The organism is Cellulomonas sp. NPDC058312 (genome assembly GCF_042880135.1).
Taxonomy (GTDB): domain Bacteria; phylum Actinomycetota; class Actinomycetes; order Actinomycetales; family Cellulomonadaceae; genus Cellulomonas.
The window spans coordinates 463,789-480,007 of the sequence record NZ_JBHVZE010000002.1 but is presented as its reverse complement, the minus strand read 5'-3'; the positions used below and the strand labels follow the sequence as shown (position 1 = coordinate 480,007).

General features: G+C 74.8%; 20 protein-coding genes and 1 pseudogene. 13 read left to right on the top strand and 8 right to left on the bottom strand.

Annotated elements, in window-relative coordinates; genetic code table 11:
• Window positions 1-105 precede the first annotated feature (105 nt).
• Window positions 106-450, bottom strand: a complete 345-nt coding sequence (locus tag ACFVXN_RS06690; RefSeq protein WP_147793582.1) for an RNA polymerase-binding protein RbpA — start codon at window positions 448-450, stop codon at window positions 106-108.
• A 204-nt stretch (window positions 451-654) separates the two neighbouring features.
• A complete protein-coding gene (locus ACFVXN_RS06685) occupies window positions 655-1,749 on the bottom strand; it encodes a glutamate--cysteine ligase (RefSeq protein ID WP_389229225.1) in 1,095 nt (364 codons plus the stop codon).
• Window positions 1,750-1,930: 181 nt separating this feature from the next.
• Here ACFVXN_RS06685 and ACFVXN_RS06680 point away from each other — a divergent pair.
• Window positions 1,931-2,488, top strand: a pseudogene (locus ACFVXN_RS06680) (DUF6226 family protein); the annotation flags it as partial.
• 9 nt (window positions 2,489-2,497) lie between these two features.
• Here ACFVXN_RS06680 and ACFVXN_RS06675 read toward each other — a convergent pair.
• A complete protein-coding gene (locus tag ACFVXN_RS06675; protein ID WP_389229222.1) occupies window positions 2,498-2,791 on the bottom strand; it encodes a DUF4287 domain-containing protein in 294 nt (97 codons plus the stop codon).
• 66 nt (window positions 2,792-2,857) lie between these two features.
• Here ACFVXN_RS06675 and ACFVXN_RS06670 point away from each other — a divergent pair, with 66 nt between their 5' ends.
• The gene (locus ACFVXN_RS06670) at window positions 2,858-3,403 is read left to right on the top strand and encodes an NUDIX domain-containing protein (protein ID WP_389229219.1); all 546 of its coding nucleotides are present in this window, start codon (window positions 2,858-2,860) and stop codon (window positions 3,401-3,403) included.
• Window positions 3,404-3,418: 15 nt separating this feature from the next.
• On the opposite strand, the gene ACFVXN_RS06665 is transcribed toward ACFVXN_RS06670, so the two are convergent.
• The 5 genes from ACFVXN_RS06665 to ACFVXN_RS06645 are packed head-to-tail and all read right to left on the bottom strand — an operon-like array spanning window position 3,419 to window position 5,888.
• Window positions 3,419-4,144: a hypothetical protein gene (locus tag ACFVXN_RS06665; RefSeq protein ID WP_389229216.1), complete on the bottom strand. Its 726-nt coding sequence runs from the start codon at window positions 4,142-4,144 to the stop codon at window positions 3,419-3,421.
• 59 nt (window positions 4,145-4,203) lie between these two features.
• Window positions 4,204-4,419: a hypothetical protein gene (locus tag ACFVXN_RS06660; protein ID WP_389229213.1), complete on the bottom strand. Its 216-nt coding sequence runs from the start codon at window positions 4,417-4,419 to the stop codon at window positions 4,204-4,206.
• On the bottom strand, window positions 4,416-4,721 hold the full coding sequence (locus ACFVXN_RS06655) for an ArsR/SmtB family transcription factor (RefSeq protein ID WP_389229209.1): 306 nt from the start codon (window positions 4,719-4,721) through the stop codon (window positions 4,416-4,418). Before ACFVXN_RS06655 ends, ACFVXN_RS06660 begins: the two co-directional genes overlap by 4 nt.
• A gap of 36 nt (window positions 4,722-4,757) precedes the next feature.
• Window positions 4,758-4,958, bottom strand: a complete 201-nt coding sequence (locus ACFVXN_RS06650; protein ID WP_389229206.1) for a hypothetical protein — start codon at window positions 4,956-4,958, stop codon at window positions 4,758-4,760.
• Between the two features lie 54 nt (window positions 4,959-5,012).
• Window positions 5,013-5,888: an SDR family NAD(P)-dependent oxidoreductase gene (locus ACFVXN_RS06645; RefSeq protein WP_389229203.1), complete on the bottom strand. Its 876-nt coding sequence runs from the start codon at window positions 5,886-5,888 to the stop codon at window positions 5,013-5,015.
• A gap of 56 nt (window positions 5,889-5,944) precedes the next feature.
• On the opposite strand from ACFVXN_RS06645, the gene ACFVXN_RS06640 reads away from it, so the two are divergent.
• The 11 genes from ACFVXN_RS06640 to ACFVXN_RS06590 all read left to right on the top strand — a co-directional run bounded on the left by ACFVXN_RS06640 (window position 5,945) and on the right by ACFVXN_RS06590 (window position 16,179).
• Window positions 5,945-7,123, top strand: coding sequence for an epoxide hydrolase family protein (locus tag ACFVXN_RS06640; protein ID WP_389229200.1), 1,179 nt, complete (start codon window positions 5,945-5,947; stop codon window positions 7,121-7,123).
• Window positions 7,124-7,144: 21 nt separating this feature from the next.
• A complete protein-coding gene (locus tag ACFVXN_RS06635; protein WP_389229197.1) occupies window positions 7,145-7,726 on the top strand; it encodes a sugar O-acetyltransferase in 582 nt (193 codons plus the stop codon).
• A gap of 11 nt (window positions 7,727-7,737) precedes the next feature.
• Window positions 7,738-8,286 (top strand): TetR/AcrR family transcriptional regulator, encoded by a 549-nt coding sequence (locus ACFVXN_RS06630; protein ID WP_389229194.1) that lies wholly within the window; start codon window positions 7,738-7,740, stop codon window positions 8,284-8,286.
• A gap of 64 nt (window positions 8,287-8,350) precedes the next feature.
• Window positions 8,351-8,815, top strand: a complete 465-nt coding sequence (locus tag ACFVXN_RS06625) for a helix-turn-helix transcriptional regulator (protein ID WP_389229191.1) — start codon at window positions 8,351-8,353, stop codon at window positions 8,813-8,815.
• Window positions 8,812-9,222, top strand: coding sequence for a VOC family protein (locus tag ACFVXN_RS06620; protein ID WP_389229188.1), 411 nt, complete (start codon window positions 8,812-8,814; stop codon window positions 9,220-9,222). The genes ACFVXN_RS06625 and ACFVXN_RS06620 overlap by 4 nt, the downstream gene beginning before the upstream one ends.
• Before the next feature lie 29 nt (window positions 9,223-9,251).
• Complete coding sequence (locus ACFVXN_RS06615) at window positions 9,252-11,615, top strand: ATP-binding cassette domain-containing protein (RefSeq protein ID WP_389229185.1); 2,364 nt, start codon at window positions 9,252-9,254, stop codon at window positions 11,613-11,615.
• 34 nt (window positions 11,616-11,649) lie between these two features.
• The gene (locus ACFVXN_RS06610) at window positions 11,650-12,765 is read left to right on the top strand and encodes a helix-turn-helix domain-containing protein (RefSeq protein ID WP_389229182.1); all 1,116 of its coding nucleotides are present in this window, start codon (window positions 11,650-11,652) and stop codon (window positions 12,763-12,765) included.
• A complete protein-coding gene (locus ACFVXN_RS06605) occupies window positions 12,762-13,325 on the top strand; it encodes a nucleotide-binding protein (RefSeq protein ID WP_389229179.1) in 564 nt (187 codons plus the stop codon). Before ACFVXN_RS06610 ends, ACFVXN_RS06605 begins: the two co-directional genes overlap by 4 nt.
• 90 nt (window positions 13,326-13,415) lie before the next feature.
• Window positions 13,416-14,132, top strand: coding sequence for a hypothetical protein (locus tag ACFVXN_RS06600; protein ID WP_389229176.1), 717 nt, complete (start codon window positions 13,416-13,418; stop codon window positions 14,130-14,132).
• Window positions 14,133-14,248: 116 nt separating this feature from the next.
• Window positions 14,249-14,896 carry a YciI family protein gene (locus ACFVXN_RS06595; protein ID WP_389229173.1) on the top strand — a complete coding sequence of 216 codons (648 nt, stop codon included), beginning with the start codon at window positions 14,249-14,251 and terminating at the stop codon, window positions 14,894-14,896.
• Window positions 14,893-16,179, top strand: a complete 1,287-nt coding sequence (locus ACFVXN_RS06590; RefSeq protein WP_389229170.1) for an RNA polymerase sigma factor — start codon at window positions 14,893-14,895, stop codon at window positions 16,177-16,179. The genes ACFVXN_RS06595 and ACFVXN_RS06590 overlap by 4 nt, the downstream gene beginning before the upstream one ends.
• Window positions 16,180-16,219 lie beyond the last annotated feature (40 nt).

Below are 16,219 nucleotides of genomic sequence, written 5' to 3'. Positions count from 1 at the left end.
CCGCTGCACCCCGTCGCACCGGGCGCGGAGGATCGCGCACCGGCCGCGGAACCACGACGGGCCCCGCACCACGAAGGTGCGAGGCCCGCAGGGACGACGTGCGGCTCAGGCGCTGCGACGCAGCTTGCCCGCCCGGAGCAGGTCGAGGCGCTCGTCGAGCAGCTCCTCGAGCTCCTTGATGGTGCGACGCTCCAGGAGCATGTCCCAGTGCGTACGGGGCGGCTTGGTGGCCTTCGGCTCCGGCTTGGAGGCGTCCCGCAGGAGCGCCTCCTCGCCGCACCGGCACTCCCACACCACCGGGACGTCGGCCTCGACCGAGAACGGCAGGATGATCGTGTGCCCGTTGGGGCAGTCGTAGTACGCCTGGAGACGGGGTGCGAAGTCGACGCCCTCGTCCGTCTCCATGCTGTGGGACCCGATGCGCATGCCGCGCAGGGACCGGTTCGACATCAGGGACCTCCGTGCCTTGACGTACAGACGTGTTGCTTACTCAGTGGTGCTCAACGTCCGGGGACCGTTCTGTGTTCCAGTCTGGCGTGAAGGTCCCGTGAACGCGCGGCGAGGACGGCACGGGCGGACCGGGGGAGTCGTGGGCTCGCAGGGGCGGGCCCGTACGGCTCGTCGGACGTCCAGGTCAGGCCGGTGCAGGGGAGATCATGCCAGGGTCCGGCGCACGGCGCGACGCACGTGCTCCGCCTCGTCCGCGCCCTCGTGCCGCCAGCGGCGCTGCTGCTGCGCACCGTTGCCGCGCTCCAGCAGCGTGGCGAGGTGGGTGCGCACCCAGTCCAGATCACCCGCGGCCGACAGTGCGGGGGTGACGTGCGCCAGGAGCTCCGCGACCGCCTCGGGCGCGGGCACGGGCCGCCCGGTGCTCGGGCTGACCAGGTCGCCGTCCAACCCGGACCGGGCCGCGCGCCAGGCCGCCACGCGGATCATCTCGGTGCGCGGCTGCGGCGCGGGGTCGGACTCCGTGAGCGCGGTCTCGGCCAGGCCGCGGACCAGTGCGCCCAGGAGGACGGCGTCCTCGGGGTCCAGGCAGACGTCGCCGACCCGGACCTCGACCGTCGGGTAGCGCGCCGACAGCCGGGCGTCGAAGTAGACCATGCCCGTGTCCAGGATCGTGCCGCTCGCGACGAGCTCGGCCACCGTCGCCCGGTAGGTGTCCGCGTCGCCGAACGGGGCGGTCGGTCCCGCCGTCGGCCAGCGTCCCCAGACCTGCGACCGGAAGCTCGCGTAGCCGGAGTCCTCGCCCTGCCAGTACGGGCTGTTGGCGCTCAGCGCGAGCAGCAGCGGGTTCCACCGGCGCAGGTGGTCCAGCACCCGCACGCCCTCGTCGTCGTCCGCGACCTCGACGTGCACGTGGCACCCCGAGGTGAGCTGGTCGCGGGCGGTCTGGGCGAACTCCTCGGCGATGTGCTGCGATCGCCGGTTCACGACCACCGTCGGCCCGGACGGGCGCGGCGACGTCGCGAGCGCCGCGATGTGCGCGCCGGCGTGCTGGGCGGAGGAGTCGGCGCGGTACCGGCCCGCGCGGACCTCCTCGAGCAGCGCACCGAGGTCCGTGCACGGGTGGGTCGACGTCTCGATCTGCTCCTGCGCGAACTCCTTCTCCAACGACCCGCCCGGGACCTCCGGGTGGTCGTCCCCGTCCTGCGACGACGCGTGCTGCAGCACCGCCGCCGCGACCGCCCGGGGGCTGCCGTCCTGGGCCACGAGCAGGAACTCTTCCTCGACACCGATCGTCCGCACGCACGCAGTCTGTCCCCCCGCCGCGCCCCTGTCCTGCGCAACCTCGCCGCCCCGGCCCGCCGGTGGCCCGAGGTCGAGGGTTCGGCACGCACCCCGGCGTGTCGCGGCGGCGTGTCGAGCGGAAGGCTCGACCTCGGCGACGGCTGGTCCCTAGGGTCGGTGCCGTGGCGGGTCGCGGTGGCCGGACGGCCCGCCCGAGGACGCGTACGGGGTGACGTCGCACCCGGAGCGGTTCGCGCTGCTCGAGCAGGTCGCCGGGGCGCTCGTCGAGCACCTGGTGCGGCGGTACGACGTCGAGGTCGCCGACGACCCGGCCCTCGCCGCGGACCTCGTGCACCCGCCCGCGGGCGTCCGCCGAGCCGTTCGCCTCCGGCCGCGCTCGCCGCTCGCCGCGCCGCTCACGCTGGTCGTCACGTCGTTCCCCGGGGTGGTGCTGCGCGCGGGTGTGCTCCTGGAGGCGCCGTTCCCGGTCTGCGGGTGCGACGCGTGCGACGAGTCGGCGCAGTCCGTGGCCGACGACCTGGAGTGGCACGTCGGTGCCGTGGTCGACGGCCGGTTCCACGAGGACCTGTCCGGGTGGCCGCGACCGGTCCTCACCCACACGTTCCACGGCGAGGGGCGCGAGGGCTCGTCCTCCGGCCCGCTGCACGACGACCTGCCGCGCCCGCTGGTGCGCGACGCCCGGGCCCGGCTGCGCGGGCTGCCCGGCGGGGCGTGGGCGCCGTGGCCGCAGCGGTGACGCCGGCCGTCAGGTCGGTGGGCGGGTCGCCGCGCCGTCCAGCCAGAGCGTGTCCGACGCGTCGCGGTGGCTGCCGGTGCCGCCGACGTGCGCGCCGCTGATGGTCGGGCCCTTCGTGATGACGTGCACGAGCGCCATCGCGTGCCCGCGGCCGAGGCCGTAGTCCTCGGCGAGCCACGCGACGATCGCCCCGGCCTTCACGCCGGGCTCGGCGAGGCCGCGCGCCGTGGCCTCCTCGACGAGCTGGCGCGGGGTCCTGCCGGTCTTCACCTCGATCGCGTCGAGGTACGCCTGGAACGACATGCGCCCATGATGGCCGCGTCGCCCGCCCGACGGAAGGGCCTGCGGCGGTGGCTAGGCTCGACACCCGTGACCGCCTGGCAGACCCGCACCTCCACCACCGTCTACGAGAACGCCTGGATCCGGGTGCGCGAGGACGCCGTCACCCGACCGGACGGCGGCGAGGGCGTCTACGGCGTGGTCGAGCTGCGGCACCCGGCGGTGTTCGTGGTGCCGGTGACGGACGACGACGAGGTGGTGCTGGTCGAGGTCGACCGGTACCCCACGGGCCGCCGGTCGCTCGAGGTCCCCGCGGGCGGGTCCGACGGCGAGGACGCCCTGGTGGCGGCGCGGCGGGAGCTGGCGGAGGAGACGGGGCTGCTCGCGGACACGTGGCAGGACCTGGGGGAGGTGTTCTCGCTCAACGGCGTGTGCGACGCGCCGGGTCGGGTGCTGCTGGCGCGGGGGCTGCGCGCGCCGGGCGACGCGACGGGTCAGGCCGAGGAGGGCATCGTCGCCACGCACCGGTTGCCCTGGCCGGTCGTGCTGGAGCGGGTCGCGGACGGGACGATCACCGACAACGAGTCGATCGCGGCGCTGATGCGGGCCGCGATCGCCCTGGGCCGCGTGCGGTGAGCGCCGGTCCGGCCGTCAGGACCCGGTGAGCGCCCGCATCAGCAGCGGTGCGAGCAGCATCTGCGCCAGGAACGCCCACCCGCCGGTCAGCCGGCGGACGGGCCCGACCACGGTGCGGCGGCTCCACGCGGGCGTCGGCTCGAGCAGGAGGTAGGCGAGCCACACCGGCCAGGCGCCGCCGGTCATCCAGAACCACGCCCACCGGGTGGCGAGCCGCGGCTCGGGGCCGGCGACGAGCAGCACGAGCGCACCGCCGAGCGTGCCGAGCGCGAGCAGCGCCGCCGCCGTCAGGCCCAGCCCCCAGGGCGCCGCCGGCGGGAGGGTGTCGGTCGTCCGCACGTCCACCGCGCGCGGTGAACCCGCCGCCGCGTCGAGGACCCGTCGCCGGTCGTCGGGTGGCGCGGTGCCCTCGTCGCCGCCGGTCGCGCCGGCGGGGGCGACGACGTAGGTCGCGCTCCCGGTCCGCCCCGGGCCCGTCCACCGCACCTGCGCGCTGGTGGTGCCGTCGTCGATCCGCTCCAGCGTGACCGTCGCGACCTCGCCGGCGTCGAGCGCCGCCACGAGGTCGTCCACCGACCGCGTGACGGGCTGCTGCGTCACGCCGAGCACGCCCACCGCGATGACGGCGAGCAGCAGCAGCCGCAGCGTCAGGTGCACCGGGCCCGACGGGTGCACGGTCGGCCCGGTCACGCCGCCGTCCAGGACGGCGTCGCGCGGCAGCGGCGCGGGCGGGTCGGTCACCCGGCCACGCTAGGGGAGCGGGCCGGTGCTCCGTGGGCGTTCCGGCGACCGGATCCCGGTCAGCCGGGGATGTCGGTGAGCGCGCGCTCGATGCGCTCCAGCCGCTGCTCGATGGCGTCCAGGCGGCCGAGCACCTCGGCGCGCGCCGGGGCGGCGTGGATCTCGGCGATCTTGCGCCGGTTCTTCGCGATCGTGTCGACCGCGGACGCCATCGTGCCGAACACGATGCCGGCCAGGACGATCCAGGCGATCCAGGGCAGGGAGTCCATGCTCACGCGTCTTCCTGTGCAGGGGTGGCGACCGCCTGGGCGACGACCGCGGGGGTGACGTGCAGGTCGAACGGCACCAGCTCGAAGTGCCGCAGCGCCTTGCCGTCCGGGGACACGCTGTGGTGGCCGCGGACGAGCCCGGCCTGCTCGAGCCGGGTCAGGTGGCCGTAGAGCAGCGGGCGCGACATGCCGACCCGGCGTGCGAGCTCGCTGACGTGCACGCTCTCGCTGCCGAGCTCGGTCAGGATGCGCAGCCGCTGCGGGCTCGCGAGCGCGCCGAGCACGCCCACGAGGTCGTCCAGCTGCATCGTCCACCTCCACCCGTCACCCGGAGGTTACAGGTGCTACCTCGCGGTGTCACGTGCGCTGGGGTCGCGCGGGTCCTGCGGGTCGCGCTGGTCGCGGGTGCCCGGGCTGCGGCGCGGGCCACGGAGCAGCCGGACCACCACCGCGACGACCACCAGCACCACCAGCACGACGACCACGGTCCAGACCGCGTCGTACGGCGCCGGCACCATCAGCCGCCAGCCCTCGGTGTCGTCCACGTCGCCCCCTCGTCCCCGGGCGCCCGGCGCGCCCCCTCCGGCGACGCTAGCGGGTCAGCGCACCGGTTCGCCGAGCATCCGCGCGGTCCGTTCCCACAGGTCGCGCGCCAGCGCCGCGTCCCGGGCCTGCGGGTTCGTGCGGCGGGCGGGCCGGCCGCGCTCGTAGTAGGTGCCCGACTCCCAGTCGACGCCCGGCGTGCCGTCGGCGAGCCGCACGAGCTGCTCCGCACCGCGCTCGGGGGAGGTCATGAACCGCCGGGCGAGGCCCGTGTAGAACCGGCGCATCATGCTGGGCGACTGCGCGGCGAAGCCGGTCGCGACGATGCCCGGGTGGAACGCCGCCGAGGAGAGCCCGTCGCCGTGGAACCGCCGGTGCAGCTCCGTGGTCATGAGGATGTTCGCGAGCTTCGCCGTGCCGTACGTCTGCTGGGCGCTGGACCGGGTGTCGTGGGCGACGTCGTCGAGCCGCAGGTGACCGAACAGCCGCGCGCCCACGCTGGAGGTCTGGATCACCGACGCGTGCGACGCGAGCAGCACGTCGAGCAGCCGGGTGGTGAGCAGCCACGGCGCGAGGTGGTTGACCTGGAAGGTGCGCTCGAAGCCGTCGACGGTGGGTGTCGGGTCGCCGAAGATGCCGCCCGCGTTGTTGGCGAGCACGTCGATGCGGTCGTAGGCGCGCAGCTCGTCGGCGAGCCGCCGGACGTCCGCCAGGTCGCCGAAGTCGGCGACGTGGTGCGCCGCGCCGATCGACCCGGCGACCGCGGCCGTCTTCTGCGGCGACCGGCCGACCACGACGACCTGGTGCCCGCGGCCGGCGAGCTCGCGCGCGGCGGCGGCGCCGATCCCGTCGCTGGCCCCGGTGAGGACGACGGTGCGCGGGGTGGCGGGGGGCGGCGTGGGTCGCGGGGTGGGTCGTGGGGTGCTCGGCATGCCGCGACGGTACCGGCGGGCCGGGGTCGTCGCGCGGCCGGTCCTAGGGTGGCGGTGTGACCGACGCGACGTCCCGTCCCGAGCCGTTCCAGCTGCGCACCGAGCCCGCCGTGCTCGACGACCTCCGCGCCCGGCTGCGGGCGACCCGGTGGCCGGACGCGCCGCAGGACGCGGGCTGGTCCCTGGGCGCCGACGTCGACCGGCTGCGGCAGCTGGTCGCCTACTGGGCGGACGGGTTCGACTGGGGTGCCCAGGAGGCGGAGCTGGCGCGCCACCCGCACTTCCGGGTCGAGGTCGGTGGCCGTCGGATCCACTACGTGCACGCGCGCGCCGTGGCGCCGACCGGTCCGGTGCTGCCGCTGGTGCTGTGCCACGGCTGGCCCGACTCGGCGTGGCGGTACGCGAAGGTGGTCGACCTGCTGACCGACCCCGGCGCGCACGGCGGCGACCCGGCCGACGCGTTCGACGTGGTGGTCCCGGACATGCCGGGCTTCGGGTACTCCGACCGGCCCGTGGGTGCGGCGCCCGACTCGGTCGCGGTGGCCGGGCTGTGGGCCGGGCTGATGACGACGCTCGGCTACGAGCGGTTCGGCGCGGCCGGCGGTGACATCGGCAGCCACGTCGCCCGGTACCTCGCACTGGACCACCCGGACCGGGTCGTGGCGGTTCACCGCACGGACGGCGGCCTGCCGTTCTGGGCGGGCGATCCCGCGGACCTCACGGCCGAGGAGCGCGCCTGGTTCGCCGACGCCGCCGCGTGGGGCGCGACCGAGGGCGCGTACGCGGCGGTGCACCGCACCAAGCCGCAGACGGCCGCGGTGGGCCTCACGGACTCGCCGGCGGGGCTGGCCGCCTGGGTGGTCGAGAAGATGCGGGCGTGGAGCGACACCCGGGCGGCGGGGGACCTGGGCGACGGGCTCTCGGACGACGACGTGCTGACGAACGTGACGATCTACTGGCTCACCGGCACGATCGCGTCGTCGATGCGGATGTACGCCGCCAACGCCGCCATCCCGCCGGCGCAGCTCGGGCGGCGGGTCGAGGTGCCGTCGGGATTCGCGCTGTTCCCCGCCGACATCCTGCGGCCACCGCGCGCGTGGCTGGAGCGCACCACGCGGGTCGTGCGCGTCGCCGAGCCCGAGCGGGGCGGGCACTTCGCGGCCGTCGAGGAGCCCGAGCTGTACGCCCAGGAGCTCCGGGAGATGTTCCGGCCGTACCGGGACGCCCTGCGCTGACCCATGTGTACGCTCGTACGCATGACACGCGACTACTTCGCCGGCGACCCGAGGACGAACCACGAGCGGATGCTCGCCGGGGACCTGTACATCGCCGACGACCCCGCGATCACCGAGGCCGTCCACCGCGGCATCCGGCTCGCCGCGCAGTTCCGCGACGCCTACGAGGTCGACCCCGAGGCGGCGCAGTCGGTCGTGCGGGAGCTGTTCGGCGAGGTCGGGGAGGGCGGGTTCGTCCGCGCTCCCGTGCACGTCGACCTCGGCAGCCGCGTCACCATCGGCCCGCGGACGTTCGTCAACATGGGCCTGACCGCGCTCGACGTCGCCCCGATCAGGATCGGCGCGGACTGCCAGATCGGCCCGCACGTCCAGCTGCTCACCCCCACCCACCCGGTCGACCCGCAGCCCCGCCGCGACAAGCTCGAGGCCGCGCAGCCGATCACCATCGGCGACAACGTCTGGCTCGGCGGCGGCGTGATCGTGTGCCCGGGCGTCACCATCGGGGACAACAGCGTCGTCGGCGCCGGCTCGGTGGTCACCCGGGACGTCCCGCCGAACAGCGTCGCGGTCGGCAACCCCGCCCGTGTGATCCGGTCGATCTGACGCCGGCGACCGTGGGCACCCGCCGCAGCGACCCGGGCCGGCGCGACCGGATCGTCGACGTCACGCTGGACCTCGTCGCCGAGGTCGGCGTCGCCGGCGTCTCGCACCGCCGGATCGCCGCCCGCGCGGACGTCCCGCTCGGCTCGATGACCTACCACTTCGACGGGATGGACGCCCTGCTGCACGAGGCGTTCAGCCGGTTCGCGGACTCCGTCGCGCGCACGTTCGAGGCGCACCTCGGCGCCGCACACGACCGGGAGGCGGCCGTGGTCGCCGTGGTCGACCTGGTCCACGAGCTGTCCGACCCGGACGGCGACCGCGGGCGGGTCGTGACGTACGAGCTCTACACGCTCGCCGCGCGCGACCCGCGGTTCCGGGCCATCACGACCGCCTGGATGCGGCGGAGCCGGGCGGAGCTCGAGCGCCACTTCACGCCCGAGGAGGCCCGCCGGGTGGACGCCCTGGTCGAGGGGCTGGCGCTGCACCGTGCGCTCGACGAGCACCCCGCGGACCGGCGCACCACCGAGGCGGCCGTGCGGGCGGTGGTCGGCGGCCGCTGACCGGCGCCTGCGTAGGTGGTCGAGGGGGTGCCGGACTGCGACCGGTGCGTGGCAGCATCAGCGGGTGAGCACCGAGCCGACGCCCCCGCACCTGCGCGAGCTCGCGCTGCTGCGCCGCGTCCGGGACCGGATGGACCGCGAGTACGCGCAGCCCCTCGACGTCGAGGCGCTCGCCCGTGGCGTGCACGTGTCCGCCGGCCACCTGAGCCGCCAGTTCCGGGCCGCGTACGGGGAGTCGCCCTACGCCTACCTCATGACCCGCCGGATCGAGCGCGCGATGGCGCTGCTGCGTCGCGGCGACCTGAGCGTCACCGAGGTGTGCTTCGCGGTCGGCTGCCAGTCGCTCGGGACGTTCAGCACCCGGTTCACGCAGCTCGTGGGCGTGCCGCCGAGCACCTACCGGCGGCAGGTCGCCGCCGCGGCCCGGCCCGTCGCGGACCTGCCGTCGTGCCACGCGAGGCAGGTCACCCGACCGGTCAGGAATCGAGAAGCCCGCGACGCGGCGGCGACCCTAGCGTGGGCGACATGAACCTCACCATCCACTCCAGCTTCCTGCCCCACGACGACGCCGACGCGGCGCTGGCGTTCTACCGCGACCTGCTCGGGTTCGAGCTGCGGCTGGACGTCGGCTACGACGGCATGCGCTGGCTGACGGTCGGTCCGCCCGGGCAGCCCGACACCGCGATCGTGCTGACCCCGCCCGCGGTCGACCCGGGCATCACCGACGAGGAGCGCCGCACGGTGCTCGAGATGATGGCGAAGGGCACCTTCGCCGGCATCGTGCTCGCGACCCCCGACCTCGACGCCCTCTTCGACCGGCTGCAGGCGGCCGACGTGGAGGTCGTCCAGGAGCCCACCGACCAGCCCTACGGGGTCCGGGACTGCGCCGTCCGGGACGCCGCCGGGAACATGATCCGCATCCAGGAGCAGCGCTGACCCGCAGCGCGCCGACGCAAGGAGAGCCCGTGCCCGAGCAGGTCCACGCCGCCGACAGCCACGACCTGATCCGCGTCCACGGGGCACGGGAGAACAACCTCAAGGACGTGAGCGTCGAGCTGCCGAAGCGGCGGCTGACCGTCTTCACCGGGGTGTCCGGCTCGGGCAAGAGCTCGCTGGTGTTCGGGACGATCGCGGCCGAGTCCCAGCGGATGATCAACGAGACCTACAGCGCGTTCGTGCAGGGGTTCATGCCGAACCTCGGCCGCCCGGACGTCGACCTGCTCGAGGGCCTGACGACCGCGATCATCGTCGACCAGGAGCGGATGGGCGCGAACCCCCGGTCCACCGTCGGCACCGCGACCGACGCGAACGCGATGCTGCGGATCGTGTTCAGCCGGCTCGGGCAGCCGCACATCGGGTCCTCGCAGGCGTTCTCGTTCAACGTGGCGTCGATCAGCGGCGCGGGCGCGGTCACGTTCGAGAAGGGCGGGGTCACCACCAAGGAGCGCCGCGACTTCACGATCACCGGCGGCATGTGCCCGCGGTGCGAGGGTCGCGGCACCGTGCAGGACTTCGACCTCACCGAGATCTACGACGACAGCAAGTCCCTCATGGAGGGCGCGCTGACGATCCCCGGGTACACCGTGGACGGCTGGTACGGCCGGATCTTCACGCAGTCCGGGTTCTTCGACCCCGACAAGCCGATCCGCGACTTCTCGGAGCAGGAGCTGCACGACCTGCTGCACAAGGAGCCGACCAAGATCAAGGTCGAGGGCATCAACCTCACCTACGAGGGCGTGATCCCCAAGATCCGCAAGTCGATCCTCGCCAAGGACGTCGACGCGATGCAGCCGCACATCCGGGCGTTCGTCGAGCGCGCGATCACGTTCACCACCTGCCCGGACTGCGACGGGACCCGGCTGAACGAGGGCGCGCGGTCGTCGACCATCGACGGCGTGAGCATCGCGGACGCCTGCCGGATGCAGATCAGCGACCTCGCCGCGTGGGTCCGGGGCCTGGACGAGCCGTCGGTCGCGCCGGTGCTCACGGCCCTGGTGCAGACGCTCGACTCGTTCGTGGACATCGGCCTGGGGTACCTCTCGCTCGACCGGCCGTCGGGCACCCTGTCGGGCGGCGAGGCGCAGCGCACCAAGATGATCCGGCACCTCGGGTCGTCGCTCACCGACGTCACCTACGTGTTCGACGAGCCGACCATCGGCCTGCACCCGCACGACATCCAGCGGATGAACACCCTGCTGCTGCAGCTGCGCGACAAGGGCAACACGGTGCTGGTCGTCGAGCACAAGCCCGAGGCCATCGCGGTCGCGGACCACGTCGTCGACCTCGGGCCGGGCGCGGGCTCCGCGGGCGGGACGATCTGCTTCGAGGGCAGCGTCGCGGACCTGCGCACCAGCGGCACGCTCACCGGACGGCACCTCGACGACCGGGCGCACGTGAAGCCCGAGGTCCGCACGCCCACCGGCGCGCTCGAGGTCCGCGGCGCGACCCGGCACAACCTGCGGGACGTCTCCGTCGACATCCCGCTCGGGGTGCTGACCGTCATCACCGGCGTCGCGGGCTCCGGCAAGAGCTCGCTGGTGCACGGCTCGATCCCGCGCGGCGCCGGGGTCGTCTCCGTCGACCAGGGTGCGATCCGCGGGTCCCGGCGCAGCAACCCCGCGACCTACACCGGGCTGCTCGAGCCGATCCGCAAGGCGTTCGCCAAGGCCAACGGGGTCAAGCCCGCCCTGTTCAGCGCGAACTCCGAGGGCGCGTGCCCGACGTGCAACGGCGCGGGCGTCGTCTACACGGACCTGGCGATGATGGCCGGGGTCGCGACCACCTGCGAGCTGTGCGGCGGCAAGCGGTTCCAGGCCGCGGTCCTCGACTACCACCTAGGCGGCAAGGACATCAGCGAGGTCCTGGCGATGCCGGTCACCGAGGCGGAGGAGTTCTTCCGCGCCGGTGACGCCCGCATCCCGGCGGCGCACGCGATCCTGCAGCGGCTCGCGGACGTCGGCCTCGGGTACGTGTCGCTCGGCCAGCCGCTGACGACGCTGTCCGGCGGCGAGCGCCAGCGGCTCAAGCTCGCCACCCACATGGGCGACCCGGGGGGCGTCTACGTGCTGGACGAGCCGACGACGGGCCTGCACCTCGCGGACGTCGAGCAGCTGCTCGGCCTGCTGGACCGCCTGGTCGACTCAGGCAAGTCCGTCATCGTCATCGAGCACCACCAGGCGGTGATGGCGCACGCGGACTGGATCATCGACCTCGGGCCGGGCGCCGGGCACGACGGCGGGCGGGTGGTGTTCGAGGGCACGCCGGCGGACCTGGTGGCGGCGCGGTCGACGCTCACGGGGGAGCACCTCGCGGCGTACGTCGGGGGCTGACCAGGGTCCGAAGGTGTGTTCTAGAATCGCACACATGGTCGAACGCACAGACGCTGTCGGACGCCGCATCGCCGCCGCCCGCGAGCGCGGAGGTCTCACGCAGCAGGAGCTCGCGGGCTCGGCCGGGATGGAGCGCTCCGCGCTCGCGAAGATCGAGCGGGGCCTGCGCGGGGTGGCGGCGCTCGAGCTGGCCGCGATCGCCAAGGCGCTCGACGTGCGCCTCGAGTGGTTCCTCTCCGACGGGCCGGCGACCATCGCGTCGCACCGCACGCGCGCGGCTGCCGACGTCGAGCTGTCGATCATCGACGACCGGCTCGAGCGGCTGGCCCGCGACGTGGAGCTGGTCTGCTCGTGGGACGGCGGCCTCCTGGGCGCCCGGGTCACGCCGCGACCGGTGCCGTCCTCCGGCCCGGCGGCGGACCTGCTGGGGGCCGAAGCGCGCGCGCTCTGCGGTCTCGATGCGTCGGCCCCGGTGCTCGACCTCGTCGCGGCCCTCGCAGCGATCGGGCTCCTGGCGTTCTCCGCCCCGTTGGGGGCCGAGACGGCGGATGCGGCCACGACGCTGCTCGACCGCGGCGGCGTCGCGCTCGTGAACTCCACGGGCATGGTCGGCAGGCGCAGGCTCGCGCTCGCCCACGAGCTCGGCCACTTCCTCATCGCCGACGACTACACCGTCGACTGGAGGGTGGCCGAGCCGAGCGGCGCGGGCCGGACGGAGCCGCTGCTCGACCGGTTCGCCCGGGCGTTCCTCGCGCCCGGGCTCGCGCTCACGGAGCTGTGGTCCGAGACCCGCCGGCACCACGACCTGCGCACGTCCGCGGTGCTGGCGACGAGCCACTTCCGGGTTGACATGTCGACGTTGGCCCGTCGCCTCGCTGAGCTCGATCTCGCGTCGGCGGCGGAGTGCGCGATCGTCCGCAGCACGCGCACGACGAGGGCCGACATCATCGAGCACGGTCTCGCCGTCCCGTACGACCTCGAGGGGGTGACGCTGCCGCGGCCGTACGAGCGTGCGGTCCTCGCGCTGTACCGGGAGGAACGGGTCTCCGCCGAGCGGGCTCTCTCGCTCCTGCTCGGGACCCTGGACGCCGAGGACCTGCCCGAGCTGCGTCCGACGCACCGCGCCGAGATCTGGTCCGTGATCTCGTGACCGCCCTGCTCACGCCGTACGTCTTCGACACGGGGCCGCTGAGCCACTTCGCTCAGGCCGGGTGGCTGGGGCTCCTGCAGCACGTGGTCGGTGAGGCCGAGGCGTGGTTGCCCGCGTCCGTCCGGCAGGAGGTGACCGAGGGCGTGCTCCGGCACGCCCACCTCCGGAGCGTGCTGGAGGCGGACTGGCTGCTGCACCGCACGGCGACCTCGGCGGTCGAGCTCGCGGCGTTCGGCAGGTACGCCGAGCGGATGCTGGGCGACGACCAGCGGACGAACCTCGGCGAGTGCGAGGTCCTGGCGCTCGCCGAGGCTCACCGGGGCGTCGCGGTCGTGGACGACGGCGTCGCGCGCACGGCCGCGGACGAGCGTCACGTCACGGTCGTCACCAGCGTCGGCATGCTGTGCGAGCTGGTCCGCTCGGGTCACGTCAGCCTCGCGCTCGCGTCGTCGATCGCGGACAGCCTGCTGCGCACCGAGTACCGGCTGCCGTTCGACGAGGGAGGGTTCCGCCAGTTCGTGATGGAGAACGACTACCTCCCGTACGAGGCAGCGGGCTGACCTGCACAGCGGGTGCACAGCAACTAGGCTCGCGTCGCCGCGCCCGGTTCGTCCGGGTTGCTCCGTTTGCACACCGATCGATGGGTTCCCGTGAAGACTCCGTACGTCGCCGTCACCGGCGCGCTCGCCCTGTCCCTCGTCCTGGCCGGCTGCTCGGGTGGTGGTGAGGAGCCGAAGGCGGCGCCCGCGGCCGACTCCACCGCCTCGTCCGGCACCGAGCGCTCGAAGGGTGACAGCGGGACGTCGGGCGCGCTGCCCGTGAACCACGACGTCGAGGCGGTCGACTTCGGCGAGCCGCAGGCGGTCACCGGTCCCGGCACCGCACTCGCGCTCGGCGCGCCGGCGTGGCTCAACCAGACCTACACCGGCGCCGACGGCGCCGAGGCCACCGGCGGCGTGGGCGTCAGCGTCCTCGGCATCCAGAAGCTCGACCCGAAGCTGTTCGACCAGTTCTCCAACGCCGAGGAGTTCGAGGGCTACACGCCGTTCGGCGTCGTCGTGCAGCACCAGTGGCTGTACGAGATCCCGGCGGACACCACGCCCGAGACGATCGACCTGTTCCCGCTGGGCCGCGACGGCGCCGACGTGCAGTACCTGACCAGCGGCTTCGCGTTCTCGGGCCCGGGGGACAGCTGCGGCCTGCAGCTGCCCGACTACGACGAGGAGAACCAGATCGCGGTCTCCTGCTTCGTCGCCCTGGGGGAGTCCGAGCCCGTCACCGCCGCCGAGTACAACGGTGAGTCCTACACCTCGTTCATGGCGTCCGCCGACAACGCCTACTTCCCGGCGCCCGTCGTCTGGCAGTGAGGTGACCCGGTGCGGGCGCACGACGGCGTCCGCCCGCACCGGTTCCGCCCCGGGTGTCCTCCCGGACGGGTGTCGTGCGTCGTCCGGGTGACAGGTGACCACACCGAGGAGGAACCATGACGTACGTGACGATCGTCCGGGTGGGCGCGGACGCCGCCCCCACCGCCGCCGAGGCCGACCCGACCTCCTGGGCCGAGCGGGCGGACCGCGAGGGGCGCCGGGAGGGGCACCGGCTGGCCGACGCGGACGCGGCGACGACGGTGCGGGTCCGCGACGGCCGCACGCTGGTGACCGACGGCCCGTTCGCCGAGTACAAGGAGCTGGTCGGCGGGTTCGACGTCCTCGACGTCGACGACCTCGACCACGCGCTCGACCTGGCCGCCGCGCACCCGGTCGCCCGGTTCGGCGCGATCGAGGTCCGCGAGGTCGTGGCGACCGCCGGCGTCGAGGGCACCGCCCCGCTCGCCGCGACGGACGCGGGCTCCGGGCACTACCTGCTGCTGCTCGCCGAGCAGCCCGGCGCGCCGCAGACCTCGGACGGGTCCGTCGAGCTGGGGTTCGCCCCGACTGCGGACGCGCGCACCGTCCGGGTCCGCGACGGGCACACGGAGGTCGTCACCGGCCCCTACGCAGGCACCCCGGACCAGATCGGCGGTGTCGCGCTCGTCGTCGCCACGGACCTGGACGCCGCGATCGAGGCCGCCGCCGCCCACCCGGCCGCCCGTGTCGGTGCGGTGGAGGTCCGGCCCTTCTGGCAGCCGTGACCGACGTCGAGGGCGCGCTCACCCGCGCGTTCCGCGACGAGTGGTCCCGGGTGGTGGCCGCGGTCATCCGGATCACCGGCGACTGGTCGCTGGCCGAGGACTGCGCCCAGGACGCGTTCGCCGCGGCTGCCGTCGCCTGGCCGCGGGACGGCGTGCCGGACCGGCCGGGCGCGTGGCTCACCACCGCCGCCCGCCGCCGGGCCCTGGACCGGCTCCGCCGCGCCGGGGCGGAGCAGCGCCGGCTCGCGCAGGTCGCGACGCTGGCCCCGCCCGGCGCCGCGGCGGTCGGGTCGGTCGCGGGTCCCGCGTCCGAGGTCGACGAGCCGGCGGCGGTGCCGGACGACCGGTTGGCGCTGATCGCCACGTGCTGCCACCCCGCGCTCGCGCAGGACGTGCAGGTGGCGCTCACGCTCCGGACGGTCTGCGGGATGCCCGCGGACGAGATCGCCCGCGCCTGGGGGGTCTCCGAGGCGGCGATGGCCAAGCGCCTGGTGCGGGGCCGGCGGAAGATCGTCGACGCCGGCATCCCGTACCGGGTGCCGTCGGCCGACCGGCTCCCGGAGCGGCTCGACGGGGTGCTCGCGGTCGTGTACCTGACGTTCAACGCCGGCTACACCGCCGGCGCCGGTGCGGACGTCGAGCGTGCCCGGCTCGCGGACGAGGCGGTGCGGCTCGCCGGACTCGTCGCCCGGCTGGTGCCGGACGACCCCGAGACGCACGGGTTGCTGGCCCTGGTGCTGCTCCAGGACGCGCGCCGGGCAGCGCGCACGGACGCGGCCGGGGACCTCGTGCCGCTCGAGGAGCAGGACCGGACGCGGTGGGACGCCGACCGCACCGCCGCGGGACTCGCGGCGCTGGCGGACGCCGAGCGGCTGGTGCGCGACGGGGGGCGGCGCGGCGCGTACCTCGTCCAGGCCCGGGTGGCCGCCGAGCACGCGCGGGCGGCGTCGGTCGCCGCGACGGACTGGCCCGCGGTCGCCGGGCACTACGCGGACCTCGTCGCCGTCGCGCCGTCGCCGTTCGCCGAGCTCGGCCGCGCGGTGGCGGTGGCGATGGCCGACGGACCCGACGCGGGGCTGCGCGTGCTCGCGGCGGTGGCACCGGACCCGAGGCTGCGGGGGAACCCGTACGTGGCGGCGACCCGCGCGGACCTGCTGCGCCGCGCGGGTCGCACCGCGGAGGCGGCCGACGAGTACCGCGTGGCCCTCGCGCTCGTCACCGACGCGACCGAGCGGCGGTACCTCCGGCGTCGCCTCGGCGAGGTGAGCCCCGAGGTCGGGTGAGCCCCTGCGCAGGGTGACGGGCGCTGGGTGACGGGCGCAG

Coding starts and splice junctions, on each gene's coding strand:
- ACFVXN_RS06690 (WP_147793582.1), bottom strand. CDS start 450: ATGTCGAACCGGTCCCTGCGCGGCATGCGCATCGGGTCCCACAGCATG.
- ACFVXN_RS06675 (WP_389229222.1), bottom strand. CDS start 2,791: ATGTCGTTCCAGGCGTACCTCGACGCGATCGAGGTGAAGACCGGCAGG.
- ACFVXN_RS06655 (WP_389229209.1), bottom strand. CDS start 4,721: ATGCAGCTGGACGACCTCGTGGGCGTGCTCGGCGCGCTCGCGAGCCCG.
- ACFVXN_RS06645 (WP_389229203.1), bottom strand. CDS start 5,888: ATGCCGAGCACCCCACGACCCACCCCGCGACCCACGCCGCCCCCCGCC.
- ACFVXN_RS06635 (WP_389229197.1), top strand. CDS start 7,145: ATGACACGCGACTACTTCGCCGGCGACCCGAGGACGAACCACGAGCGG.
- ACFVXN_RS06620 (WP_389229188.1), top strand. CDS start 8,812: ATGAACCTCACCATCCACTCCAGCTTCCTGCCCCACGACGACGCCGAC.
- ACFVXN_RS06610 (WP_389229182.1), top strand. CDS start 11,650: ATGGTCGAACGCACAGACGCTGTCGGACGCCGCATCGCCGCCGCCCGC.
- ACFVXN_RS06595 (WP_389229173.1), top strand. CDS start 14,249: ATGACGTACGTGACGATCGTCCGGGTGGGCGCGGACGCCGCCCCCACC.